The sequence below is a fragment of the Peribacillus sp. NPDC076916 genome (genome assembly GCF_050269675.1).
Lineage (GTDB): Bacteria > Bacillota > Bacilli > Bacillales > DSM-1321 > Peribacillus > Peribacillus aracenensis.
In genome coordinates, this window is record NZ_JBNNIU010000006.1 from 52,686 (window position 1) to 78,739 (window position 26,054).

Sequence of the window (26,054 nt, forward strand, 5' to 3'; positions counted from 1 at the left end):
TTCAACATTTATCTAATCGTAAGCCATTCAGCGATTGGTCCAAGTGCTATTATGGGAAAGAAAGTCAAAGCTCCTATAATTAAAACCGTTGCTAAAAGAATGACAAGGAAGGTACTATTATCCGTTTTGAATGTTCCAATTGTCTCAGGAACACGTTTCTTTACCAATAATGATCCTGCGACAGCAATCATTGCAAACATCGAAAAGTAACGGCCGAACAACATGACTAAACCGGTGGAAATATTCCAAAAAGGTGTATTGTCGCCTAAGCCTTCAAAACCGGAACCATTATTGGCAGCAGAAGAGGTAAACTCATAAACTACTTGGGAAATACCATGAAAACCAGGATTTGAAATAGCTGCTGATCCCATTTGTGTCGCTAAAGCGATGGCAGATGGAACTAATATGATCAATGGGTGTAGAAGTATTGCTAAAGCTATTAATTTCATCTCCTGCCCTTCAATCTTCTTACCCAAAAACTCAGGTGTACGTCCCACCATAAGTCCGGCAAGAAATACAGCCATTATTGAATACATGAGAATATTGATTGTCCCCACACCTTCTCCGCCAAATACACAATTCAACATCATCATTGCTAGTGGGGCTATACTTCCCAGAGGTGTTAGGGTATCATGCATATTATTTACCGACCCTGTAGTGGCAGCTGTAGTGATGCTAGTGAATAATGCACTCTGAGCCACCCCGAAACGAACCTCCTTCCCTTCCATACTCCCACTCTCTTGTGAAAGGCCCAATTGCTCTAAAGCTGGATTACCATTTTTTTCATTGAAATAAGTCATGCCCAAGAAGAGAAGTAGCATAAGTCCCATCGCTGAAAATAGAATCCAGCCTTGCTTCTTATTTTTCGCCATATATCCAAATGTCAACGGAAGGGCAGCAGGTATAAGGAACATGGACAATATTTCCAATACATTAGTAAAACCATTAGGATTTTCAAATGGATGGGCTGAGTTAACCCCAAAGAACCCTCCTCCGTTTGTACCTATATGCTTAATCGATTCCAGTGCCGCTACAGGCCCCCTTGCTATATATTGGGTCGCTCCTTCTAATGTTGTAGCAACTGCAGTAGTGCTGAATGTTTGCGGAACCCCTTGGGACACAAGGATTAAACCAATCAAAATAGATAAGGGAAGCAGCAATCGGGTAATCGTACGAATAAAATCCACATAGAAGTTTCCCAGACTCCTCTGACCAGTTAACCCCCTAAAGAAAGCAATACACAATGAAAGTCCTGTAGCGGGGCTCGTGAACATCAAGAATATGATTACTGCCATTTGTGATAAATAGGACAGGCCTGATTCCCCGCTATAATGCTGTAAATTGGTATTCGTAAGAAAACTTGCAGCGGTATTGAATGCCAGCAATGGCTCCATGCCGTCTACATCACTAGGGTTGCCTGGTAACTCCCCTTGGAAACGAAGGATCATATAAGAAATAAAGAACATCACTAAATTACTCAATATCAAGGCCTTGGCGTACTGCTGCCATTTCATATCATGCGTCTTAATCCCGGACAGTTTAAAGATATACCGTTCCATCCTTCCAAAAATGCGATCTTGTTTCGTTATTTCAAGGGAATAAACATTCGTTAAATACTTAGCCAATGGCACGGCTAATATAACCGCAATTGCCAATACCACAACCATTTGTAATAGATCCATTTGCAAATTCCTCCGATAGTCACCATTAGTATTTTTCCGGATATATTAAGGCATGTATTAAATACAGCGTAACCGCTCCGACGATGATCATTAAAAACATCTCGCTACTCTCCCTCATCTGCTATGACTTTATTACAAAAATGAATGAATCCTAAAAAGAAAAGAAACGGTATAACCATTAGTAAAATTGCTATCACATCCATTTTGTATCACTCCTCCCACACAGCTATTAAAACTTTTATTCCGAACCACCTCCTTAAAAGGTAAGTATCTTAATCTCGAAGACCTTTTGCTAAAACCTCGTTTACATCCCATTTCTTTGAATGGAATTGGACAAACTCTTTCGTTTTTTAAACACTTTGACTTTTCCAGGGAGGGGAAAACGTCAGTTAAGGCATAAAAAAATAGACCAATGCTTACTTTCCCCCATTACAGCTGCCCTGCTCAAATAAATCCCTATCCTTACAGCGTCACCAGCTTTGACGCATCAGAAAAGGAAAAGATATGCAGAAGCAAACATATAGATGGAGAAAAAGTAATCATTGGTCTACTTAACGCCCAGCAAGCGATAGCGCTTACTCCACGATCCGTCTTCCAAGAAACCTTTTCAATTATAGGCATAATAAAAAGACCTACGAAAATGTCAGATTGCCATTTTGCTATAGCATAACAAAAAAGCCTCCTGAATCAAGGTGGTCTAATGACCTCCTTCGCTTTAGCCGACGAAGTTAGCTGACGGGTAGGATGGCGAAAGAGTATCTCATCCCTTCTGCAAATGCAGAATTAACCCCAAAAATAGTGGGTCCTCCGTTCTCAATCACTTGAGATTTGGCCGATATCAAATTGTATTTCTGAGGTTATTGTACGCTCCTCACCGAAGGTTTGTAAACTCATATAATTCTTTAAAAACCTCCATATTCATTCATTACAGCCCATATTTAACCATTTAAAACACAAAAGTGCTTTCTTCCTTCAAAATACTAACTATTTCGCATTTTCCCAAAGTTTCACAAACTGTTATTGACAAGAACTCAAAAATGGCATTATGATAAACCCCATAAATTGGTCAGATAATTGGAGGCATTATGATAAATACAAAAAAAAGGCTAGAAGCTGAAATAAGTGAAGCATTCATTAAGTTCCAGCGCGAATTGATTGGAAGAGGACCTCAAGAAACTAAAACGTATATTATCAATGATATGTTGATAACCCGTTTCAAGGGTGTTCTAACTGTTGAGGAAAAGCACCTTGTAAGTCACAATTCTGGCAAAAAGCTTGTAAAGAAAATGCGTTCCCTGCTTCGTGAAATGTACACGAAGGATTACGAAAAAATTGTTGAAGATCATACGGGATGTAAGGTTCTTTCTTCTCACAGTGATATAAGTACCAAAACAGGTGAAAGAATTGAAGTTTTCATTATGGATAAGGATTTAGAACGTCTTTTTTGAAACGATCAAGTAGAAGGGCTATAAAGTTACGATTCTACCAAACAAATATTACAGTAAATTATTTCAAAAAAACTTTATATGAAAAAAACATCAGTCTGACAACAAAGATTAATGCCCCTTCACTGATGTTTATTGTTCTTTTAAATAAAAGGCAAAATCCCCAATCATGTAAAAACAGATTGGTTGTTCCAGCTTAATACACTATAAAAGTATACGAATCTTCAGGTTCTGCTATCCTATTCGAGATACAGGATGTTCGCTTTGAATGGCGGATGAATGATTTTCCTGAAACTTGTTTCCATTCATCTTCTTGAAGACCCATATGAATTCGTCACACATTACAAAAATTGAATGAACCATAAACTTAAAAAAAATAAAAAATATATCAAAATATTATTTTTGAGGAAATAGATTGTGATGAGGGTCATGAAGAAATGGTTATTCAATGTATGCAGGAAGATAAGGGGATTGGCCAGTTATAAGTTTTGTCATCCGTTGAAGAGATTTGAAATCTTGTTTACATAAAAAAAAACCTGAGAGCACCGTGCTCTCAGGTTTTTAATATTCAATCGATATATCTTCTTGCTCCTGCATATTCCTCTCCATATCCCGATGTTTTTATTTCATCTATCCTTACATGTGTTGAGCTGTTTGGCGAATGGATCATTTTTCCATCACCAATATACATTCCAACATGATGGACCCTTCCCTTTCCTTTATCATAGGCAAAAAATAGTAAATCACCTGGTTGAAGGTTTTCTTGTTCCACCTTTTTGCCCTGTTGCGCCTGAACGGAAGAGTCCCTTGGAATCGTAATTCCATTAGCATGGTACATTGTATAGGTAAATCCAGAACAGTCAAATCCAAAACCGGACATTCCAGCCCATAGGTAAGGAAGCCCCAAAAATTCTTTTCCTGAATCAACGATGTCCTTACCGGTTGGAGCAGGTATTTGATTTTCATTTTGATAGACTGACACGTCCTGCTTTTCTATCCATTTTGCGCCATTACTCGGTGTCATCACCTTCACTTTATCTTTTTTCACCTGTAATAACGGGAGGCGGGTATCGAAGCTGACCTCCATGAATTTGAACCGAAGTTTCGAATCCGAATAAAGCCAAGTCTTAGGGGCATTTACAAGGGCAAATCCTCGTTTAAATTGCTTCTCAAAAGAATTTCCGTCTTTTAATTGTGCCTTTGGCATCCATCCTGGATAACCAATATCATTACGGGGCGTCGGTTGATTGGCAACGGCTAATTTCACCCATTCACCCTGTTCTTCTAGAATCGTCACTTTTGAACCATATAACGCTTGTGTTTCCAGGTTACCTACAAGCCACAGTTTGTCTTCATAATTCATCGAGCCGATCCAGGCATTCATATCAACAGGGTTCGATGCTGAAGGAGCATCGATTTCCCTTAATAATCCAGGCTCAGTCCAAAGAGTGGCCACAGCTACATCTACATAGGCAATTTTCTCCTTTTCTTTTGCATTGGCTTCAATGGGACTGAAAACTAAAATACCGAGAGTAAATAAAGATAGCACCACAACTGTTAACTTTTTCAAAATAATCACCCTTTCGAAATAGTTTTTATTGAGTAAATGAGGATTTCCTCTTGACTCCTAGTCCAGGTTTATCAGCAATGAGAAGTTGATCTTTCATAAATTGAATGCCTTCAAATGGTTCATTCTTAATCCATAATGGTGCATCTAAATCAATCTTCGTTATATTAGGATGGGCGGTTGCCAGATGAGCTGCGGCTGCTACACTCACGGTCGATTCCATCATACTCCCGATCATGCATTCCACCCCTGCTGCTTCTGCCATATCGGCGATTTGAAGTGCACGTCGAATTCCTCCTGTTTTCATTAATTTAATATTAAGTAAATCAACAGCATGTTCATTCAGGAGTCTCATTGCATCACGAGGGGAAAACAAACTTTCATCGGCCATGATCGGCACTTGGACAGACCTCTTTATTTCTTTCAACCCTTTGATATCATGGGCTTGAACCGGCTGTTCCACCAAATCAACATTCAGCTTTCTTTCCTCGAGTTCATGAATAATGGAAATCGCTTGTTTTGTTGTCCACCCTTGATTTGCGTCAATCCTGATAGTAACCTGATCGCCAACAGCAGCACGAATGCAGGCAACCCGCTCCACGTCACTCTTCCAGTCTTTCCCCAATTTTATCTTCATCGTTGAGAATCCGCCATCAATGAGGGACAATGCCGCCTTAGCCATTTCTTCGGGTTCATCAACGCTGATTGTCATATCATTTTTCAGGACATTCGATTTACCGCCAAGATATTGATATAAAGGGAGCTGCCATCGTTTGCTGACTGCGTCGTACAAAGCGATTTCAACAGCAGCTTTTGCACTTGTGTTACCTACACAGGATCGTTGGATCTGCTGAGACAATGCATTGATATTCTCGATGTCGCGGCCAATTAAATGTGGTGTGATTACTTCTTCAATGACCATCATGATTCCTTTTGTAGAATCACCTGTGATGGCGACCGTAGGGGCTGCGGCCCCCAAACCTTCCGTTCCATCCTCCAACTTTACGGAAACCATGATGTTTTCAATCTCCATTGCGGTGCGTAATGCCGTTTTGAATGGCTTGACAAGTGGCAAGGTTTCCACTGATACTTTTAAACTTTCAATCTTCATATTAACAACCCTTCCTAAAAGCTTGAGAGTATATATGATGTAAGAATTCCAAAATAGGTGCCCAGAAGACTGCCAAGTACAGCCATCAATATCCCGACCGGTATTAGCGCCCGGTTGAATGCACCTGCCAATATAGGAGCTGATGCCACACCCCCTATATTGGCCAATGAGGCAACTCCCATTGTAAATAGATCCAACTTAAAGATTTTGGCCAAAATGACCATGATCAATCCATGAAAGAATAGAATCATAAATCCGGATAAAATATACACAGGTGCTTGAAACAGCTGTGAAAAATCGGCATGGGAAGCTATTAAACCAATGACTATATAAAGCATGACTTTTGAAATTTCCATGGAACCGGCAATACGTCCAACCTTTGTGACAGCCAGAATTAAACCTACGGTCGAAGCGATGATGATCGTCCAAGTGGTTCCATTCACAGCGGCACCCAGTACTGGCAGTCCCTCCCCAATTTTGGTTGCCCCTGCTGATACAATTAAAGCCAGCGCCAAGAAACCGATCAATTCCACGAATCCAAATTCCGTCTTGGCGGTTTCCCCCGCTTCAAGCTCGGAAGTCATTTGATCAATGAAAGATGTATCCGCTTTAGTCCAAATATTGAATTTTCCAGCAAGAGGCACAAGCCAAAACAAGAACATGACCCAAATGGAATAATTGACTGTATCCATGATCAACGCATAGCCAAATATATTTTCAGGTACATCGAGTATTCCTTGCAAGATCACCATATTGGCAGATCCCCCTGTCCAGCTTGCGCTCAAGGCCGAAAACGCCTTCCATGTTCCTTCAGCATAAAAACCATTCAATAAAACGTAAGTAAGAGTGAATCCCCCGATGATGCTGAAGGAAGCGGCAAAAAAAGTTAAAAGCATCTTTGGCCCAAGTCTGATTATTTTTCGCATATCGCATTGCAAAAGCATGAGCATTAACATGGCGGGTAGCAGGAGTCCTCGTATGGTGCCATATGCACTTTCGACTGACTCACTATCTGAAAAGACCCCAAATGTTTTCATCAATGCCGCTCCAATATAAATAAGGACAATACCAGGAACATACTTGAAGAACTTTCCTCCTATCTTTTTTTCCGCTACCGCAATCACGGCCGTAAATGCCAATAAAAAACAGACAAACATCAAACCATCTTGAATCATATTTCATACCTCCTTATATTTAGGGAGTTTCATGATAATAAAATTAAATTTTCAATTTTATTCAAACCCGCCAATGAAGCCTTGCATAGACCTACATAAAAAAATCCAGCTGCCAAAGAGCGCGTACACACTCTTTAACAGCTGGATTTCAATTGCGACTGACAAAAGAAGCAGCTATGACTTATAAAGTTGCTGATATTTAATGCTCGCATTTCTTAGAGCGACGGTCAGTGCTTTCTGAGATGAACCAAAGTACCGTTTCTCAATTTCCTTCTCCAATTCATCGGGCCGAAGAATTGATTTACCGACTAACATGGATTGAATGAAGCGTGATGTAATCGATATTGTAGTCGAGCATTCCGCATCCACGATATCATGCGTATCACTATCAATGACGAAACCGATAAAAAAGCAGTTGAATTGCTGTGTAATTGGATTATTGGATGCTGCCTTCGATTCGCCAACTATATATACTGTGTTCTGCTGAAACATACTTATAATGCCTCCTGCCATTACAGACATCATAACAGGTATAAATAGGGTGACTATCTATATTATTACAATATGAAATGGTTACAAACATTTTAATATATGTAACATGCATTTGACAATATATTTTGTATATTAAGTCAATTCTCATTTCATGCGCAAGAGAATAGAAACGTTTTATAGTTAATGCGCGCCAAGTGAGGAATAAATGCAAAATCATACCGTTAAATGCCTATATGGAAGCCATTAAACGAAAGGTTTTGCAAATCTTAAACTAGATTAGTATGACTATTCCTTCTGTTTTTTATTTTATTGGAAGATAGAAGAGGAAAAACACTCTTGTATTAATATTGTCGCAGACTGTAGACAAATTCGGAGAAAAGCCAGCAGTCTTTTTTTTAAAAGTTCCAGCTTACTTTTGAAAATCGGCTCCATTTCCGCCTACCGACTGGCTAGACTCCTCGCTCTGTGGGGTCCCGGCTAGCCAGTTATTCGGCAGGAGTAACACAAATCCATTCCATTCATTGAGAATCATCTCATATAAAACAGTGAAAAATAATAATCGGGATAATCTCCGAACCACCTTTTTTAGACAAGATTATTTCAGCCCTTCATAAGGCTCATATTTCGCATACATCTCTTTTCGGCGATTACGATCCTTAAAAGTGGTCGCCGCACCACTTTTTCGATTCTCATAAAGCTCGTCCATATCGACCGTCCCGGTAATGACTGTATGTTCATTCATTACCGCCTCGGCTACTACTCCATTTGCTGGCCAAGCGCTGTCACAGGGACTAAGTATACTGGCACGGCCGTAACCGTTCGGCAGCGGTGTCCCAGGTTCACCAACAGTTGGGCAATGAACAAAATACACCTGATTCTCGATTGCGCGTGCATGTGCGCAATGGCGTACCCGCCAAAAACCAGCCTCTGTAAATGTGTAGGATGGGCAAAAAATGATGTCGGCCCCGTTCACTGATAATATCCTTGAAATTTCAGGTATCTCCGCTTCATAACATACCGCTATTCCTATTTTAACCGGACCTAAGGAATAAACTTCCAGATCATCACCTTCAGAAGTATGCCAATTCTCTTCAGCAGGAAAGATATGAGTTTTTTTATGCTCAAAGACCGATCCATCTTTATCAAAAATGTATGCGATATTGAAGTATTCATTTTCGCGGTGTTCCAGATGAGTGCCCGCAATGATGACCTGCTTTCTTTTTCTGGAAAGTGAACGGAAAAGGTCTTTGTATTGTTTGGTATATTCATCAATCCTGATAACGGACGAAGCATCTTGTTCTCCAAAGGCCGCTGATAACCCGATGGTTAACAGTTCAGGAAAAATGATATAATCCGAGTTTTCGGGAACTTGGGTGATCAAGTCTTCTACTTGTTTCTGAAATTCATTGAAATTTGATACTTTTTCTACTCGAAATTGACAAGCGGTTATTTTAATTTTCACAAAAGCCCTCCCATATCATGCTTTTTATTCCATTAATCTTGTTAAAAGAAATTAGGATATCTTGTCCAGATCGTTCATTTCGGTCTGTTGCATAGAGATATGTTTAGTCAGTGCACTTACAATGAATGTTACAAGAATATTAAACAACAAAGCTATGACGCCTGTACTGATATCATTAATTACATGTGGGATATCCGGCAGAAATGTAGCAACTTTCACATCTGCAATTGTCGCATATAAAACTATCAGGACACCTGCCAATATCCCTGCCATTGCACCATACTTATTGATCATATTGGTTTTTGATAAACTGCAAAACAAGGAAGGTGCCAGTTGTGTAATCAAACTGTATGACATGATATTCAAGATGGCCAAAGCCTCGCCGCCTGTTACCGTTACAATTAAAGCAATGATTGAGATACCGATGATGATGATCCTTGAGACAATCAACTGATGTGTTTCAGTCGCAGCAGGTACCAGAACTTTGTAAAAGCTATTTGTCAGACCTACCGATGCAGCCATTAGCATGACTGAAGCCGGTACTAGGGCCGTCAATAAACCTGCAGCTCCGATAACCCCTATCACCCAGGGATCGAATGTTTGAATCGCCAGCCTTAAAAGTGAGAGATCCCCATCAGCTCCTTGCAATCCCGGGATTTCCATGATGGCTGTAAATCCGATGAAAAAAACGAATAGCAGTAACAATGTGTATAAGGGTAACGCAATCGCGTTTTTGCGAAGGGTCCTTTCCCCATTGGACGATAAAACGACCATGAATGTTTGTGGCAGTAAATAAAATCCTAGTGCATTCAGCAAAACGGTGGACACAAACCAGGACTGACTCAATCCTTGATCTGCCAAAACCAACATTTCCGGTTTAGCAGCTTGGACGGTCTCGAACATTGGCTGTATGCCCCCGAAGTAATGAAATGGAATGTAAATCCCTAAAAAGATTACGACTACCAAGATCATGAAATCTTTCAGTATGGCTGTCCATGCTGATCCATGAATGCCTGAAATCATTACATAGGTAGTTACGACAACAGCACCGATGACACTTGCAGCTACTGGAGAAATCGCCCCGTAAGATGCTTCGGAAACAATGATACCTAATCCTTTAAGCTGTATGACTATGTACGGCACGAGGGCTAAGCTCCCCAATACAGCAACGATCATCCCCATTGCCCTGCTTTTATATTTAGATGCAAAATACTCTGGCTGAGAGATGATGGAATGGCGTTTTGAATATCTCCATATTTTAGGAACGAGCCAATATGATAGGACGTAGGCTAAGAAAATATAGGCGGGAACATAATAAGCAGCGGCACCCTTTGAGTACGCCCACCCACTTCCGCCCAGGAATGTAAAAGTTGTATAAATTTCACCTGCTATCAAGAGAAAAATGAAGAATGTACCGAAGCCCCTGCCCCCTACGGCAAATTGCTCCATGTCCATATCCTTCCCCTTTCTTGCTTTTATCCCTAAATAAAGTGCCAGAATCAAGAAGATGGAAATGATGAGTAATGATATATTCATTCGGAATCACTCCCTTTATTATCAGGATCGAACTTATAGACAATCATTAAGATGATCGATGCCATGACCATCCAAAATGCGACCCAAAATAACAAAAAAGGCATCCCCAATATATACGGTTCTATTTTATTTGCATAGGACAATAAACCTAAGAACCCTATAAATGGAACAAAAAGCAATAGCTTAATAGCATTCAAATTATACCCTCCCCTAATTAGGTTTCCGAAAATGGATCACCATCAGTCAAGCCTAGTTTCAAACTGAACTGATGGTTTGATAGAATCCGTGGCAAACTGTCATTAGCTGCTTACAACCAATTGTACATGCGTCTTAAGGAGACTGGATGGCAAGGACCGTTTCCAATATAACATTGACGCCTTTTTCACAATCTTCCCAAGTAGTAAGTTCCTCTTCACAATGACTTTTACCGTTGATGCTTGGTACGAAAACCATGGCAGTCGGTATATAACTGGCTATAAACTGCGCATCATGTCCTGCACCGCTTACCATTCTCTTATAGGGTAGACCTAATGTATTGCTCGATTGCTCTAGCAAATTGCAAGTGGACTTGTCGAACCAAACAGTATCCCTGTCCCATAATTTTTTCACTTGGATGTCGCATCCGCCTTCTGAACCTGTAGTTGTAAGGCTTTCAATAATTTCCTCCACCTTTTCGATGACATTGGAATCCTTATGTCTCGCTTCTAGCGAAAAAACCACTTTATTAGGAATAACCGTATGGATATTAGGAAACACATTTACCCTTCCCATCGTAAAAACCAAATCGTCTTCAAGCATGCCTAGCTTCTGACGAGCCTCCATAATCAAGGTATTCGCAGTGAAGAAAGCATCTTTTCTCATATTCATCGGGGTGGTACCGGCATGATCGGATTCTCCAGTAACTTCTATCTCATAGCACACCATGCCAAGGACACATTCAACGACACCGATCGTTAGTGATTCACGTTCAAGAATCGGCCCTTGTTCAATATGCAATTCTAGAAATGCAGTCGCTTCTTTTAAACGATTTTCTTTATCCCCTGCATATCCAATGGCATTCAGAGCACTTTCGAAAGTCGTTCCGTCACTATCCGTCTTTTGCAGCATGATGGATTTTTCGAATTTACCTGAAAGGACTCCCGAAGACATCATGGAAGGTTCGAATCTGGCTCCCTCTTCGTTTGTAAAATTGACGATCATTATCGGGATTTTAGGTTGGATATTATTTTCCACCAGAGTCCGCACCACTTCCAAGCCTGCAGCTACACCCAAGATACCATCAAACCTCCCGCCCTTTTTTACGGTATCCATATGTGATCCCATCACAATAGGCGGTTTGTTTTCAATTCCCGCTAATGTAGCGTAAATATTCCCCATATCATCAACCTTAATGGTCATACCCAATTCTTTACAGCAAGCGCAAAAGTAATCACGGACTAATCGGTCTTCTTCTGAAAGGGAAAGCCGTGTGACTCCATTATTTTCTGTCCTTCCAAAATCAGCGAATTTCTCGAGCGTACGACTCAGCCTTTCACCATTAATTGATAATTTTTGCTTTTTCATAGCCAATATCCCCCTTTAAATTCTACATGCGTTCGCTTAAGAAAAAATGAAATTGAAGGTATGGTTGTTTTAGAATGGTCATGCCGGATTTATATTTCTACTAATGTTCCCCTATGATAAAGAATCTCCCCATTCAGAATCGTTGACTCAACTTTCAAATCCTTGATACTTTGGGAATCCACTTTCAATATACTATCATTCAATACTACTAAATCGGCCAGCTTTCCTGGCTCCAGGCTGCCTTTGATATCTTCATCAAAGCTCGCAAACGCGCCATTCCATGTGTATAGTTTTATGGCTTCCAATACGCTAATAGATTGAACCGGACCTATTTTCGTACCAGATCTGCTTGTTCTATTAACAGCAACGTGTATGCCTAATAAAGGATTGTGATCAGTAACGGGAGCATCGGAACCTCCTGCGGCCAAGATGCCATTATCAATATAATCACGGGCGGCGTACATGTGGTTGACCCTATTGCCGTAGTGTTCAATATATATATCGCCGAACTCATAAGGAAATGGGGGGTTGGGGATTGGGATGACTTCAAGTTCTTTCATCCTCATTTGTAAATCTGGCGAAGATATTCCAGCATGCTCGATTCTATGTCTATGATCTTTTCTGGGCGATTCATTCAAGGCCTTTTCCACGCAATTCAAATACATCTCTATCGCTTTGTCGCCCTGGGCATGGACTGTGATCTGATAACCTTTTTTATGTGCCCGACCTAGTATTTGATAGATTTCCTCTTCTTTATAATAAAGAATGCCAAAATTGCCAGGATCACTCGAATAAGGCTCACGGGTAGCGATTGTCGGACCGGTACTGCTGCCATCCGTAAACAATTTTGCTGGTCCGATTTTGAATCTTTCGTCCCCAGTTCCGGTCATGACTCCTGAATCCACCATTTTATTTACAAATTCATGAGAATTATTCAATGAACCGACCATCGCATAGATACGGACACGAATATCGTTATTTTTTATGGCCTGCTGCATTAAACGGAAACTTTCAGGACCATGGGCACCAGCTTCATGAATGCTTGTTATGCCTGCTGCGATGAAATGTTCCGAGGCTATTTTCACTGCTTTCAACAGTTCACTTTCTGAATAACTTGCTCTGTCGGCCATTATCATATTTGCTGTTTCAATGAGTTTGCCTGTAATCCTTCCAGCCGTATCCTTTTCTATGATCCCCCCAGTTGGGTTCTCTGAGTTCTCATCAATTCGGGCAATCGCTAACGCCCTGCTATTCACCACGCTTATATGGCTGCATGTACGGGTTACCATGATGGGATGGTCTGTTGAAATAGCATCCAGCTCGGCTATTGTTGGATAACGTTTTTCTTTCACGACGGTCTCATTAAAGCCCCAGGCGCGGATCCACTCACCTTTTGGGATCGTCGAAGCTTTCTTCTTGAGATCGATCAATAAATCTTCTACAGATTTGATATGTTCTGCTTTACAACTTACTGCCAATTGATTGGCACCGTACAATATAAGATGAATATGAGAATCAATAAACCCGGGAAGTAATGACTTCCCCTGCAAATCAACCACATTTGTTTCTTCTCCGATAAATGCCTTGATTTCATGATTGGTACCGACTGCCGAGATGCGATTACTTTTAATCGCCAGGGCTTCTGCTACTTCATTTTTTTGATTTACAGTTATGACCTCGCCGTTCATGAACACGATATCAGCTTTCAAACAACACACCCCTTCCTTATTGTTTCACCCTCATTACTACGTCCTCTTCCTCTTCTTACTCTCGCCTTCACTTATCGGAATATTCTGTTTTCAACAGATTTATTATATCCACACCAGATTGTTAAATCATTAGACAAATAGTCAAAAATTTCATCGTTTTTTTATACCTTTTATATAATTATGTCTTATTCCTTATGATTTACCGATCCAGTTCCCTTTTATCACGCAAAAGTGATTGATAATATTTCTATTGGTTCTATAACCAATAAAAAAAGGGATAGGTATAGCTGCTATCCCGCCTTTCATTTATTTACAAGCCATTCAATTTTCCAATAATGCCAATGGTCAAATACTGTTTGTTTGCATTAAAATCCCATGTCCAGTAGCGAAGGCTTAATTCGCTTTTATCCACATTTTCAATAAACGTTTTTACCCCAATCAATGCTGCCCCATATCCTACGTTCGAGGCCAATGCAAAGATGGCATTCATCCCTTCATTAATTGTATCCATATACTCAGGTTCGATTTTTAAGATATCAGTCCATGTAATACAGAATCCCTTTTGCTTGGTACATTTAGAAATAGAGTGATTCATTTTACGTACGATTTCATCCCTTAAATCTAAAATTCCATTCTTAATCTCTTCTGCGCCTTCTTTCTGATATTGGTGTTCGTAATCAGAAAACAGTTCCTTGGCCCAATTATAAAATAGTTGGGTATAAATGGCTGATGTTGCCACGATATCAAAATCATTATAATAATTAGCAAAAACACTTTCAGAAAGCTGAGCTAACCGATTCTCGGTTTCCTTTAAATATTGAGTAATTCCCTTTGCCGTTTCACCACGATCCAGCATGGAAGATAGGTCATGTTCAAAATCCACTTTATCAAGGCCTGTTACATCGATTTCAACAAGTTGAATTTTCTTCCGGGTCCGTTCAGGCAATTTCGCCGTACCCTTTTCCATACTTTCCATATCAATATCAAATAAATATATGGAGTTGCATCTAGTCGCCAGATACTCTAAATCCAAATCATCGCAATTGCCTGCACCAACGATAGCCACTTTATCTGCGAACGCTTTTTTCGAAAAAACGGCATCGAATAGCCCTGTAACTTGTAAACGATGCTGTTGCCACCGCAACTTTCTGTATTCATCCCGATTATGATTCATTTTTCTTTGATAGATTTCCAAGTCAATCTCTCCCTTTAGGGTACTAACCATTTATTTATTGTAACAAAGTATCCCGATATTTTGGAGGGCGGGCAATTTAGATTTCGCACCGGGAAAAGATCCGCTCAATTTCCATAGTAAAAAGAGCGATAATAATGTTAGAATAATATGGTAATTATTGATAAGTTGCAGAGATTACAGGAGGTTGTTCCTTGAGCAAAACAAAAAAGATTTTACTTACTTTACTAGGTATTTTTTCAATCATCGTCGCCGGAGTGGTGATACTTATGTTTTCATTCACGCAGAGTATGAAAGCAGATCCCGCAGAAGAAAAGAAGGTCCGGGATCAAGCTGAACGATATTTAGGGAAAACTTTTGATGACGGAACCGAAATATATGATGTCCTATACGACAATATGGGAAACCGGGGCAATTTTGAATATGCAGCTAAAGTGAAACATGAAAAATATGATACTCAATTTCTGGTTTTCTTTAATGAGGAAACAGGGGAAATGGAGGACACATTCATATCAGATAAATGGCAAGATGAAGCAGAAAAAGAAATAAGGCCTTATGTTGAAAAAGAACTTGGTGACGTATTGATTTCCAAAGAAATGGGAGATATTGCAGAGAGTGATGAGTGGAAGGAGATTCAGGAAGAAATAGGCGATCATAATCAATTACTCTTGGTCTTTGATGAGAAAATCGGGAAAGAATTGAAGATTGATCCGAATAAACCAGCCAGCTATAAAGATTATGAAGTGTCCCCAACCATTCGGATAACCCTTTCACGTAAGAAACAGGACGCAGATGATGACCGCTTCACCAAAATTATAAATGCCCTAATAAAAAATGGCGTTCTTAAACATGGAAATATGATTGTAGAATATATTAGTGCCAATGGTGTGCCACTTGAAGATGAGGAATGGAGTAAAAAGTTTTAAAACCATCATATAGTTTAACAGTAAGGTAAAGAGCAACATTCTAGCCTGCCGCTCTTTACCTTTTTTGTTTACAGGAGACAAACCCTTTATTATGGCTTTTTTGCTCTAGCAATCTATCCTATTTTTTGGTCGGGAATATTTTTGATTTTGCTGATGGTCTTTTTTTTCATGCCATTTGCCGTTAGTACGCAAACCATACTGAAGATGAATAAACAAAGGAAAAAGATCCAAGCTGCACGATAGCTTTCTGTCAAGTCATAGATTAAACCCGAAACGATCACTCCCATTGAACCTGCTGCCACAAAAAAAACTTGCACGATGCCAAAGATGGAGCCGAAGTCTTTCTTTCCAAAGATATCATTTGTCATGAAGGGAGGCCCTAGGGTGGATATCACAATGCTAAAGCCAAAGGCGATGGCGAATAGGAATGCGAATGCCTGTGTTTTCGCGAACAATAGTGCTGCCATTGCGATTGTCATGCAAACCCCTACATAAATGGCACCGCCAGCTGTACCGAACTTATCCAATACAGCTCCTAAAATCAATTTCCCTACCGTATTTGCCAAAGATAGTATTCCGAAAATGGTTCCTGCAAAGATGGCTGGATGCCCTATGTCGATCAGATATGCCGGGATATGCATTTGCACCCCTCCTGCAACCAATGCAAAACAAACGATTCCCAGGACGAAAATCCAAAACATTGCCGTCTTCTTTGCTTCTCTCATCGTTAAGCCCTTCTGTTTAGATTCCACAGTCGTTTCGGCCATTTCCATTTTATCAGAGCCCAGTGGAACAAGCCCCTTTTCCGCGGGACTTTTCTTTGCAAATAGTAAAACCAAGGGTAATGTCAAGACAATTATCAGTATCCCAGCTATTACGTAGGCCGTTCTCCAACCATAATTTGAGATTAATTTTGTAATGATCGGACTTAGGACCGCTGCCCCAATTCCCGAACCCGCAAATGCCAAACCCATGGCCTTTCCCTTTTTCTCATAAAACCAATTGGTTAACATGATTGATATGGGAATATTGGAAAAGCCAGCAACACAGATGCCGATTACAAAGCCTATGATACAAAAATATACAGCTGAGTTGGCAAGCGAGTATGACATGAATCCTGCTCCGGCCATTACTACGCAAATTGACATGATCCATTTCATATTCCCTTTAGCGAGTAGTTTCCCCATGATTGGAGAAGCAACAGCCACTCCAAGGCCAGCAATGGAAAGTGCAATGGAAAAAGTTGTTCTGCTTATTCCTAAATCTTCTGTAACCGGGACCATGAACAAACTGTGCAGGGAATTTATTATCGAGAAACCGGCGAACATTATGAAAAAGCCACACAACACCACATACCATCCATAAAAAATGCCATTAGAATCTTGTGCCATCTACAGAACCCCCAGTCCACTATTTACAGCGAATTCCCTCATCCTATTTCCATATAAATGGTCTTCTCACGGGTATATTCAAGAATGGTATCCGTTCCGAATCCACTGCTTTTTTGGCCTCCGAATGGGAGTTCAGGTCCCACCCTGCGAAACAAGTTCACCCACACATTACCCGATTCCAGTTTGCGTACCATCCGATGTGCCCGATCCAAATTCGAGGTCCATACTCCAGCTCCTAAACCATAATCACTGTCATTAGCTATGGTGAGGGCTTCCTCTTCCGTATCAAAGGGGATAACGGTCGCTACCGGACCGAAGATTTCCTCTTGACAGATACGGAGAGAATTACTATTGACCTTGATCAGTGTTGGCTCAACCCAATAGCCATCAGCTAATTCGGGTTCATCAGGTATTAGGCTGACACCTCCATGACGGCCACCGATGATGATTTCCCCTCCTTCCTTTTTGCCTAATTCTATATATGAGAGGACTTTTTCATATTGAGCAGCGTTAGCGATCGGTCCCATTGAAGTGGCTGGATTCATTGGATCACCCAGATGAATTTGCTGTTCCATCACTTCTTTCATCCTAATGATCATTTCATCGAATATGGACCTTTGAATCAAAATCCTCGATCCGCCTACACATAGTTGGCCTGCGTTGCCGCTAAATATCCCATAGTTCGTCACCCCTTGTGCTGCTTTTTCAAGGTTAGCATCCGCAAAGACTATGTTTGGCGATTTCCCACCAAGCTCCAAAATCATGGGCTTAGGATTTCGTGCGGTCGATTGTGCTATCGCCCTTGCCGTTCCTCCAGAACCAGTCAAACTGATTTTGTTCACATCTGGATGTTTAACTAGAGTATCTCCTACTTCCGCTCCGGTTCCTGATACGACATTCAGGATTCCTGGCGGGAGGATTTCATTAATCAGGTCTCCATATCGTAATGACGCGATAGAAGCCAACTCTGATGGTTTGATAACGACAGCATTTCCTGCTGCAATCGCATAAGCCGCTTTAATGGTAAACGTGAAAAGCGGTGAGTTCCATGGAAGGATTCCTACTACTACCCCTAAAGGTTCCCTCAATGAATAACCTACACTTGCAGGTCCCAATTGGACAGTATCTCCCGTACTCCCAATAGCTGTAGCACCTGCTGCATCATACCAAAGGCTTGCTAAGCTGGGAATGAGGCCGTGGCTCGTTTCCCTGATCACCCAACCATTGTCTCTAGATTCCAACTCAGCTAGCTCTTCACCATGCTTTACGACTAAATCACCTATTTTCCTCAGGTAAGCTGCCCGGTCCATAGCTGGTCTCATGGACCAATCGGCAAAAGCACTTCGGGCCGCTTCTACCGCCGCTTCAGCATCTTGTGCCATACTGCAAGGAATGGTTGCCCAAACCTTGCCAGTTGACGGATCGTAGCTTTCAATCCGCTTCCCGGAAGAAGCGGGAACCAGATCGCCATTAATCATATTCTGAAACTCTTTCACTTTATATGAAATTTCCAACGTTCATCTCCACCCTTCGGCTTAGTAAAGCACGAATGTAACCCATTCTATTTTTCTACCAACCTAATGCTGTAGCTGCCTGTTTGTAATATTGTTCAGTACTTCCTAAATAATTCTCATAGAATCTGGCACGCTTAACAAAAAGATGACAATCAATTTCTTCTGTAAATCCGATTCCGCCATGAATCTGAATATTGTCTGACGAAATACGTACGAATGCTTTCGTGGCAAATATTCGTGCGCAGGAAACGGCTTGAACACGATCTTCTGCACCGCTTTCCAAAGCCCAGTTAGCATAATAAGCTAAAGATCTAGCTGTTTCGAGATCCATTTTCATATCGACGATTCTATGTTTAATCGCTTGGAATCTTCCTATGGGCTGACCAAATTGTTCACGGATCTTCGCATACTCTGCTGCCATCTCTACCACTTTCTCCATACACCCGACAATTACTGCTGAGAGAGCTGCATTGAAAGAAAGTAACCCTTCTTGGAGGGCATCCCAACCTTGATGCATGGATCCAAGTACCTGACCCATGGGAATTTCAACATCATGGAAAGACAATGCTGCCAAATGCCGGGTTTCATCAATGTTTTTCTGGGTTTCCATCGTAATATTCGTTTCATTTCGATCGACGATAAGTAGTGTAATCCCATCATTTCGTTTACCTTTGCCTGTACGGACCAATACTATATAATGATCAGCTAACCCTGCATCGGGAACCATTGATTTCACTCCGCTCAATATCAGCTGACCGTTTAGGGATTTTGCCTCCAAGTTAATGTCAGAAGGACCGTAACTTCCACCTGGTTCTAACCAAGCTAGCGAGAATGTTTTTCTACCAGCCGCAATTTCTGCTAAATACCTATCTTTTTGTACTTCCGTCCCGAATTTCTCTATTAATGGCACAGCCAGTGCATTCGTTTCTAAAAATAAACCTGGCAATAAAGAACGGCCGGTTTCTTCAAGTACAGGAATTAAATCAAGGGGACCTAAGCCCATTCCTCCGTGATCTTCCGATATATTAATACTTGAACATCCCAGTTCGGCAAGCCCGGATAATAAGGTCCTTAGAGATTCATTTTCACCCTCTATGTATGCGCGGGCCGTTTTTGTTTGCCCAGCACCATCTAAATATTTCCGGACATATCCACGAAACATTTCTTGTTCTTGATTTAAAGAAAAATCCACCTTTATTCCCCCCTTTTCATCTTAACGTCCCATATCTTTCGGTAAACCTAGAATCCTTTCCCCAATAGTGTTCTTTTGTATCTCGCTCGTTCCACCTCCTATTGTTTGTCCAAAAGAATAAAGATAATTATCCTGCCAATACGAGTTGGAGGAGATGGCATCTTCTTTCCACAGAACACCCTTATGTCCCTGCAATGAAATCGATTGGGACAGCAGTTCTTTAGTAAGTTCACTTACCATCAATTTATCCATCGAACCTTCTGCACCTGGATGACCGTTTTTTAATGTCTTAGTCAGATTCCGATAATAGTTCAAAAGTGAACCGCGCGTGCTAGTATATAAATCTACCATTGTATGACGAACAAGCGGATTGTCCATCAATGGCATATCATCTTCTTTCAATTCTTTGGCTAAGGCTACAAGTTCCTTAAATTGTTGCTCCAATGTAAAAACTTGCGCTCCGATTCCCGTTCTTTCATGCATAAGCAATGCAATCGTAACCTTCCAGCCTTCATCCACTTCCCCAACTATTTCAGCATCGTATGCAATCGCATCATTCAAATAGACTTCATTAAAATCATGCTGACCATCCATTTGAATGATGGGCCTAGTTTCCACACCCGGCTGATTCATATCCAAAAGGAATACCGTTATCCCTTTATGCTTTTTATCGAAACGATTCGTCCGGGCCAGTAAAAAGCATCGATCAGCTAAGTGGCCAAAGCTAGTCCAAACCTTCTGACCATTAATGATCCACCGATCTCCGTCCTTTACGGCGCTAGTTTGGATGGCAGATAAATCAGACCCAGCATTCGGTTCGGAATATCCTTGACACCATACTTCCTCACCTGTAAGAATTTTTTGGATATATTTTGCTTTTTGCTCGTCCGTTCCAATCTGCATAAGAGTGGGTCCCACCATATGGATGCCTACATAATTCACAAGTGCCGGAGCCTTTACTCTAACCATTTCCTGTTGATAAACTATTTCCTCCATCAACGTCGCTTCTCGACCGCCGTATTTTTTTGGCCAAGCAATCGCTGCCCAGCCGCCTTCATATAAATTCCTTTGCCAATTCCTCAGGAAAACGGCATACTCACCTTCATCTTTAGAAACATTACTGGTTCCTTCAAGCCAACCTTCAGGTAAATTCCCTTCAAGCCACGCTCTCAATTCAAGACGGAATTCTTCTTCTTTGGTTGTAAACGAAAAATCCATAGATTACTTTCCTCCTTTAATGCTTGCAAATTACAATTCTATCCCTGAATCCATTGCGGTATTGATCGATCATCCGTAATATCCTTCCAAACCATCTTTACTGGCATACCCATTTCAATCTCTTCTGGTGAGCAATGCAGAATATTTCCGATTAACTTGACCTGAGGCAACATATCTAATTCCACTATGGCAATCACTAGCGGTAAATCATCCTGGAATCCAGGTAAAAAGGGCCGGTAGGAAACGATATATGAATAGACTTTACCGTTAATATCGCTGCCTTGGCTTTCCCAGCTAAGTTCAGAACTGCCACATTTTGCACAGCTCGGACCAGGAGGATGGGAATATTGATGACAGCAATTGCATTTTTGAAGAATTAGTTCATGACGATCTGCGCCATCCCAATAGGGACTATTATCCTGTGTTTTTAGCGGAATAGGTTTTTGATATTCCATTTTGTTCCCTCCTAATTTCTTAAAATCATGGCACCCGCCATATCAGGTCCAGCCCAGCCAGTACAGATTCCGATTTGACAATTTTCCACTTGACGATCGGTTCCTTTGTATTCGTGGCGAACTTGACGGACGATTTCCAAAACGTTATTCATTCCATGTGTATATCCTTCCGATAGCATTCCTCCTGCGGTATTCGAAGGTAATTTCCCACCGATCCGCAGGTTTCCTTCGGCTACAAAATTACCGACCTCTCCACGCGGAGCAAATCCATAAGCCTCTAACTGCCGAAGTACAACCCAGCTATAACAGTCATAAATGGATGCAACGTCAATATCTTCAGGTTTAATTCCAGCCATTTTATATACTTCAGGCGCGACATAGTCTGCAGCCACTTCCGTTAAATCATTCCAATAATGTGCATGGGACACACACTGCCTAGCAGATAGACCCATGATGTATACCGGTCTGGACTTGCATCCTTCAGCACGTTCTGCTGAAGTGACAATGATTGCATTTGCTTCATCGGATTCCAGGCAGAAATCATGTTTTTTAAATGGATAGCTTAAATATGGCGTTTTAAGATATTCCTCCATCGTTAGTGGTTTACCATGGAAATATGCTTTAGGATTCCTTTGAGCATGTTCGTAAAAAGCTAAACAGACATGCCCTAGATGTTCCTGGGTCAGCCCGGTTTCATGCATATGTCGCGTTGCAAAGAGTCCGAACCACTGAGCTGGACTGCCAGCACCGTAAGGAATGATAAAGCTTCCGCCTTCTATTGCTGTTTGAAGCATATTCACATCCCAGCCGCCTCCGCCCATCCGTACTCCTGAGCGTCCATTCATGGAACGATAAATCAACACCGTATTCAATTGACCTGATTCGATTAAGCCAACAGCGTCAGCTATCAACATTTCGGTACTGCTTCCCCCGCCCAGAATATCCTTAACATATTTGGGACGGACCCCTAAATATGTTGCTAATTGATGAGATGTACAAGAATCGTTTTCAGAATAACTCATGAACCCATCGATATCTTTCGCTTTTAGCCCCGCATCATTCAATGCAGCTCGAGCAGCGTCCAACGCCAAATGTAACGGGGTTGTACCTGAATTCTTAGAACGCTCACTTTCCCCTACACCGACAATGGCATAGCGATTTTTAATGCTTTCCATACAAAAACCTCCCTTATTGAATGCGTAAAACGACTTCACCTGAACCCACAACTTGCTCTGGTTCCTTTTCTGCAGTAAGGTCCAGTCTTACAAAGCGTTGACCTCTTTCTTCATACAGACTTTTAACGAAAGCAGAACATGTGATTCGATCTCCTGGTACCGTTACGGCACCAAATCTCATTTTAAAGGTTGCCGGTACAGCATGATCACCAGCCAGTTTCATTACATATTCACCAAGAAAGCCCATTACTAGCATTCCATGAGCAATCACACCCTGCATGCCAATCTCTTGTGCGAAAGCATCATCTGTGTGTAATGGATTGAAATCTCCTGAAGCTCCGGCATATTTAACAAGTTGTACCTTGGTTACAGCTGGCTTGATGAGAGCTTCAAGTCTTTGACCTTCATGTAAACTTTCATATTTCAACATCCCTGATTCCTCCCGCTTGCGGTTTTCCGGAAATTAACATCGATACTTTAGCCCCTTAACTATCGGCATGTTTTTTCAAACAGGAGCATGATTACTCCTGATGGGCCGATAAATGATATTCGTTCGGCTTATGACCACCATTTCACCTGACTCATCTTTCATTTCTGTATCAAGTACCAAGAATTGCATCGTTCCTTTTCTACCTTCCCGTTCGTATACATCTGTTACTTTCATCTGACAATGCAACCTATCACCTGGTCTAATGGGGCGGGAATAAATAAACTCCTGCTCACCATGCAGCATTCTCCTTTGTTCGAGGCCCAAGTCAAGGCTTTCGCCACTATCCTGACCAATGGCAATCGGGAATGTCGGAGGTGCTATAATGCCACCATATGAAGTTTTCGCTGCATATTCTTCATCCACATATAAGGGGTTCAAATCACCAATCGCCTCAGCAAATTGACGGATATGCCTCTTTTCAACTTCAAATATAAATTCAGCTCCCGTTAAACCGTTCAAATGATCAAGTTCCATTTGCTTTCTACCCCCTAATAACGGTATTATCATTCACATTATTTTTTACAACAATCATGGCATCAGCGGCTTTGATTCCGTTTTCATATACCAGCAAAGGATTGATATCCAATTCGTCTATGGAATCTTTATAATCTGTAACTAAATCGGAAACCTTTAATATCACATCAATGATGGCTTCGATATCAACCGGCGCTTTCCCGCGTGCTCCCATTAAAATGTCCTTCCCCTTGATTTCTTCAATCATTTCAAGTGCATCCTGTCTTGACAGTGGAGCAATCCTTAACGAAATATCTTTGTAAATCTCAACAAATATTCCCCCTAGACCAAACATGATAACCGGTCCAAATACGGGATCATCACTTGCGCCAACAATGATTTCCACTCCATCAGGTAACATTTCCTGAACGGAAATGCCGTTTATTTTAGCCTCAGGTTTATAATTTAGTGCATTCCGCTTAATATCCGTGAAAGCATTCCTGACCTCAAGGTCAGTACTTACATTCAATCGAATCGCATCCGCTTCCGTCTTATGTGGTATATCCGGCGAATCGACCTTTAACACAACCGGATAACCGATACTGTTAGCGAATTGGACGGCATCGTTTTCATTTTCAGCTATAACACGCTTCGTGGTAGCAATCCGATATCGTTCCAAAACCATACTAGCTTCAGATTCACTTAATGTAATACCCGGCTTCAGCATGTCCTGCAAGCTTTGTTTCTCTATTTTCTTTGTACTATTAGAAACTCGAATTTCAAGATTTTTTCGATAAAATTCACTGTATTCAACTAGTTTCGCCAGCCCTCTTATCGGATTAAGGCTTCCTGGAATCACTGGTATGCCATTTTTCACGAGCTCAGCGGTACAAGGCGGGAGTGTCATGCCATCTAATGGAAATGTGGTAATGAATACAAATTTATCTGAGCTTCTGCAAATTTCAATAAACTCTTGAAGCAAAGGATGCTCGGCAGTCCAATTAAAAGGAAACTCCGTAAAAATGATATTATCGACATCCGGATCTTCTACAAGTGCCCTCAATGGTGCAAGGAATAACTCAGGATTGGAAACAGATGCGGCCGCTGTTAAATCCACTGGATTGGAAGCGCTTGCATACTCAGGTAGATTACGTTTGATTTCTGTTATTGTCTTTAAGCTGAGTGGATTGATGGTAAGTCCGTATGATTCACAGCGATCCGCTTCATTTATACCCCTCCCGCCAGAACTGGTGATGATTACCGTATTGCGTCCATTTGGAAGCTTCTTTGATAGGAATAGCTTTGAAAAAGATATGATATCCTCATAATCGTCGGCCCTTACGATGCCAGCTTGTTTAAAAAAGGCATCATACACTTGATCCGATCCCGCAAGTGATCCTGTATGAGAAGCAGCCGCCCTGCTTCCGGCCTTGCTCCTCCCGGTTTTCATGACAATCATGGGTTTATTTCGATCCAATGCCTCTGTTGCAAGGCTTCGTAATTTATCTGGGTTTTTAGCACCTTCCAAGTAGCCGCTAATCACACTTGTTTTTGAATCATGAATCATATATTCAATTACATCCGAGAATTCAGTTTCCATTTCATTTCCTACACTCACGAAGTAATTGAAACTCAATCCATTCTGAGCTGCTGCCATATAGGTCAAAACACCAAATGCACCGCTTTGGGAGACATAACCGACCCCTCTTTGGTCATTTAATGGCACTGATTGAATGGCAGGGGAAAAAGTGCCAATCAAACCATTCGACAAATTCACTAATCCAACACAGTTCGGACCCACTATCCGTATTCCATTCTTTCTTGCAATATCTGTTAGCAATTCCTGTTGCTTAATGCCTTCTTTTCCTGTTTCGGAAAAACCAGCAGCAAAAATGATGGCTGCCTTCACTTTCTTTTGTGCACATTCCTCCAATCCTTGCTGCACCTGATTCGCCCCAAGGCAAAAAATGGCCAAATCAATTTCATTCGGGACATCGGACAAAGATTCATAGCACTTTATCCCTTCAATCTCTTTTGCTTTGCGATTGATCGGATAAATCTCCCCATTAAAATGACCATCCAAAAGGGCTTTCACCTGTAAATTCCCTATTTTGTATTCACTCTTGGAGGCACCCAGTATTGCGATGGATCTTGGATTGAATAACGGTTCAAGTGTTTCATGAGAATTGTTTGAATGTTGATTTTCTATCATGATCTTCCCCCTTACATATAAAAAGATATCTTTGAACTAATCTTACATGGAGGGTGTTATATTCTGAAAAAACATAGATTGTTAAATTCATTTA

At 41.1% G+C, this 26,054-nt stretch carries 22 protein-coding genes and 1 riboswitch; of the genes, 2 read left to right on the top strand and 20 right to left on the bottom strand.

Annotated features, from left to right (window positions below):
• Nucleotides 1-8: 8 nt before the first annotated feature.
• A complete protein-coding gene (gene kdpA / locus ACQKFG_RS18280; RefSeq protein WP_427561376.1) occupies nt 9-1,682 on the bottom strand; it encodes a potassium-transporting ATPase subunit KdpA in 1,674 nt (557 codons plus the stop codon).
• Nucleotides 1,683-2,384: 702 nt separating this feature from the next.
• Nucleotides 2,385-2,526, bottom strand: a riboswitch (cyclic di-AMP (ydaO/yuaA leader).
• A 241-nt stretch (nt 2,527-2,767) separates the two neighbouring features.
• On the opposite strand from kdpA, the gene ACQKFG_RS18285 reads away from it, so the two are divergent.
• Nucleotides 2,768-3,130, top strand: a complete 363-nt coding sequence (locus ACQKFG_RS18285) for a DUF2294 domain-containing protein (protein ID WP_427561379.1) — start codon at nt 2,768-2,770, stop codon at nt 3,128-3,130.
• 565 nt (nt 3,131-3,695) lie between these two features.
• Here the strand turns inward: ACQKFG_RS18285 and ACQKFG_RS18290 are convergent.
• The 10 genes from ACQKFG_RS18290 to ACQKFG_RS18335 form a co-directional block, all read right to left on the bottom strand.
• Nucleotides 3,696-4,697: an NlpC/P60 family protein gene (locus tag ACQKFG_RS18290; protein ID WP_427561382.1), complete on the bottom strand. Its 1,002-nt coding sequence runs from the start codon at nt 4,695-4,697 to the stop codon at nt 3,696-3,698.
• 25 nt (nt 4,698-4,722) lie between these two features.
• A complete protein-coding gene (locus tag ACQKFG_RS18295; RefSeq protein ID WP_427561385.1) occupies nt 4,723-5,805 on the bottom strand; it encodes a dipeptide epimerase in 1,083 nt (360 codons plus the stop codon).
• A gap of 14 nt (nt 5,806-5,819) precedes the next feature.
• Nucleotides 5,820-6,980: a DUF819 domain-containing protein gene (locus ACQKFG_RS18300; protein ID WP_427561388.1), complete on the bottom strand. Its 1,161-nt coding sequence runs from the start codon at nt 6,978-6,980 to the stop codon at nt 5,820-5,822.
• Nucleotides 6,981-7,154: 174 nt separating this feature from the next.
• Complete coding sequence (locus ACQKFG_RS18305; RefSeq protein WP_192204760.1) at nt 7,155-7,472, bottom strand: DUF3870 domain-containing protein; 318 nt, start codon at nt 7,470-7,472, stop codon at nt 7,155-7,157.
• A 595-nt stretch (nt 7,473-8,067) separates the two neighbouring features.
• A complete protein-coding gene (locus tag ACQKFG_RS18310) occupies nt 8,068-8,934 on the bottom strand; it encodes a carbon-nitrogen hydrolase family protein (protein ID WP_427561391.1) in 867 nt (288 codons plus the stop codon).
• 51 nt (nt 8,935-8,985) lie between these two features.
• Nucleotides 8,986-10,470, bottom strand: a complete 1,485-nt coding sequence (locus tag ACQKFG_RS18315; protein ID WP_427561394.1) for a sodium:solute symporter family protein — start codon at nt 10,468-10,470, stop codon at nt 8,986-8,988.
• Nucleotides 10,467-10,667 carry a DUF3311 domain-containing protein gene (locus ACQKFG_RS18320; protein ID WP_192204757.1) on the bottom strand — a complete coding sequence of 67 codons (201 nt, stop codon included), beginning with the start codon at nt 10,665-10,667 and terminating at the stop codon, nt 10,467-10,469. The genes ACQKFG_RS18315 and ACQKFG_RS18320 overlap by 4 nt, the downstream gene beginning before the upstream one ends.
• Nucleotides 10,668-10,800: 133 nt before the next feature.
• The gene (locus tag ACQKFG_RS18325; protein ID WP_427561398.1) at nt 10,801-12,033 is read right to left on the bottom strand and encodes a Zn-dependent hydrolase; all 1,233 of its coding nucleotides are present in this window, start codon (nt 12,031-12,033) and stop codon (nt 10,801-10,803) included.
• 89 nt (nt 12,034-12,122) lie between these two features.
• A complete protein-coding gene (locus ACQKFG_RS18330) occupies nt 12,123-13,742 on the bottom strand; it encodes an amidohydrolase (RefSeq protein ID WP_427561401.1) in 1,620 nt (539 codons plus the stop codon).
• 310 nt (nt 13,743-14,052) lie between these two features.
• Entirely contained in the window at nt 14,053-14,937 is an 885-nt protein-coding gene (locus tag ACQKFG_RS18335; protein WP_427561403.1) for a hypothetical protein, read from the bottom strand.
• A gap of 191 nt (nt 14,938-15,128) precedes the next feature.
• Here ACQKFG_RS18335 and ACQKFG_RS18340 point away from each other — a divergent pair, with 191 nt between their 5' ends.
• On the top strand, nt 15,129-15,860 hold the full coding sequence (locus ACQKFG_RS18340; protein WP_427561406.1) for a hypothetical protein: 732 nt from the start codon (nt 15,129-15,131) through the stop codon (nt 15,858-15,860).
• Between the two features lie 113 nt (nt 15,861-15,973).
• Here the strand turns inward: ACQKFG_RS18340 and ACQKFG_RS18345 are convergent, their stop codons facing one another.
• From ACQKFG_RS18345 to ACQKFG_RS18385, 9 genes are all read right to left on the bottom strand, one after another.
• The gene (locus ACQKFG_RS18345; protein ID WP_427561409.1) at nt 15,974-17,251 is read right to left on the bottom strand and encodes an MFS transporter; all 1,278 of its coding nucleotides are present in this window, start codon (nt 17,249-17,251) and stop codon (nt 15,974-15,976) included.
• 38 nt (nt 17,252-17,289) lie between these two features.
• Nucleotides 17,290-18,765 (bottom strand): aldehyde dehydrogenase family protein, encoded by a 1,476-nt coding sequence (locus ACQKFG_RS18350; RefSeq protein WP_427561412.1) that lies wholly within the window; start codon nt 18,763-18,765, stop codon nt 17,290-17,292.
• 55 nt (nt 18,766-18,820) lie between these two features.
• Nucleotides 18,821-19,957, bottom strand: a complete 1,137-nt coding sequence (locus tag ACQKFG_RS18355) for an acyl-CoA dehydrogenase family protein (protein WP_427561415.1) — start codon at nt 19,955-19,957, stop codon at nt 18,821-18,823.
• 21 nt (nt 19,958-19,978) lie between these two features.
• Nucleotides 19,979-21,175, bottom strand: a complete 1,197-nt coding sequence (locus ACQKFG_RS18360) for an acyl-CoA dehydrogenase family protein (protein ID WP_427561418.1) — start codon at nt 21,173-21,175, stop codon at nt 19,979-19,981.
• 38 nt (nt 21,176-21,213) lie between these two features.
• Nucleotides 21,214-21,630, bottom strand: a complete 417-nt coding sequence (locus ACQKFG_RS18365) for a Zn-ribbon domain-containing OB-fold protein (RefSeq protein ID WP_427561421.1) — start codon at nt 21,628-21,630, stop codon at nt 21,214-21,216.
• Nucleotides 21,631-21,641: 11 nt separating this feature from the next.
• Entirely contained in the window at nt 21,642-22,805 is a 1,164-nt protein-coding gene (locus ACQKFG_RS18370) for a thiolase C-terminal domain-containing protein (protein ID WP_427561424.1), read from the bottom strand.
• A gap of 13 nt (nt 22,806-22,818) precedes the next feature.
• Nucleotides 22,819-23,235: a MaoC/PaaZ C-terminal domain-containing protein gene (locus ACQKFG_RS18375; RefSeq protein WP_192204747.1), complete on the bottom strand. Its 417-nt coding sequence runs from the start codon at nt 23,233-23,235 to the stop codon at nt 22,819-22,821.
• 75 nt (nt 23,236-23,310) lie between these two features.
• Nucleotides 23,311-23,769, bottom strand: coding sequence for a MaoC family dehydratase N-terminal domain-containing protein (locus tag ACQKFG_RS18380; protein WP_192204746.1), 459 nt, complete (start codon nt 23,767-23,769; stop codon nt 23,311-23,313).
• Between the two features lie 7 nt (nt 23,770-23,776).
• Nucleotides 23,777-25,960 carry an acetate--CoA ligase family protein gene (locus tag ACQKFG_RS18385; RefSeq protein ID WP_427561429.1) on the bottom strand — a complete coding sequence of 728 codons (2,184 nt, stop codon included), beginning with the start codon at nt 25,958-25,960 and terminating at the stop codon, nt 23,777-23,779.
• Nucleotides 25,961-26,054: the final 94 nt, after the last annotated feature.

What these genes read in the sequence shown, in the direction of transcription:
- kdpA (WP_427561376.1), bottom strand. Translation starts at nt 1,682, where the DNA reads ATGGATCTATTACAAATGGTTGTGGTATTGGCAATTGCGGTTATATTA.
- ACQKFG_RS18285 (WP_427561379.1), top strand. Translation starts at nt 2,768, where the DNA reads ATGATAAATACAAAAAAAAGGCTAGAAGCTGAAATAAGTGAAGCATTC.
- ACQKFG_RS18295 (WP_427561385.1), bottom strand. Translation starts at nt 5,805, where the DNA reads ATGAAGATTGAAAGTTTAAAAGTATCAGTGGAAACCTTGCCACTTGTC.
- ACQKFG_RS18300 (WP_427561388.1), bottom strand. Translation starts at nt 6,980, where the DNA reads ATGATTCAAGATGGTTTGATGTTTGTCTGTTTTTTATTGGCATTTACG.
- ACQKFG_RS18305 (WP_192204760.1), bottom strand. Translation starts at nt 7,472, where the DNA reads ATGTTTCAGCAGAACACAGTATATATAGTTGGCGAATCGAAGGCAGCA.
- ACQKFG_RS18315 (WP_427561394.1), bottom strand. Translation starts at nt 10,470, where the DNA reads ATGAATATATCATTACTCATCATTTCCATCTTCTTGATTCTGGCACTT.
- ACQKFG_RS18325 (WP_427561398.1), bottom strand. Translation starts at nt 12,033, where the DNA reads ATGAAAAAGCAAAAATTATCAATTAATGGTGAAAGGCTGAGTCGTACG.
- ACQKFG_RS18345 (WP_427561409.1), bottom strand. Translation starts at nt 17,251, where the DNA reads ATGGCACAAGATTCTAATGGCATTTTTTATGGATGGTATGTGGTGTTG.
- ACQKFG_RS18360 (WP_427561418.1), bottom strand. Translation starts at nt 21,175, where the DNA reads ATGGATTTTTCGTTTACAACCAAAGAAGAAGAATTCCGTCTTGAATTG.
- ACQKFG_RS18365 (WP_427561421.1), bottom strand. Translation starts at nt 21,630, where the DNA reads ATGGAATATCAAAAACCTATTCCGCTAAAAACACAGGATAATAGTCCC.
- ACQKFG_RS18370 (WP_427561424.1), bottom strand. Translation starts at nt 22,805, where the DNA reads ATGGAAAGCATTAAAAATCGCTATGCCATTGTCGGTGTAGGGGAAAGT.
- ACQKFG_RS18375 (WP_192204747.1), bottom strand. Translation starts at nt 23,235, where the DNA reads ATGTTGAAATATGAAAGTTTACATGAAGGTCAAAGACTTGAAGCTCTC.
- ACQKFG_RS18380 (WP_192204746.1), bottom strand. Translation starts at nt 23,769, where the DNA reads ATGGAACTTGATCATTTGAACGGTTTAACGGGAGCTGAATTTATATTT.
- ACQKFG_RS18385 (WP_427561429.1), bottom strand. Translation starts at nt 25,960, where the DNA reads ATGATAGAAAATCAACATTCAAACAATTCTCATGAAACACTTGAACCG.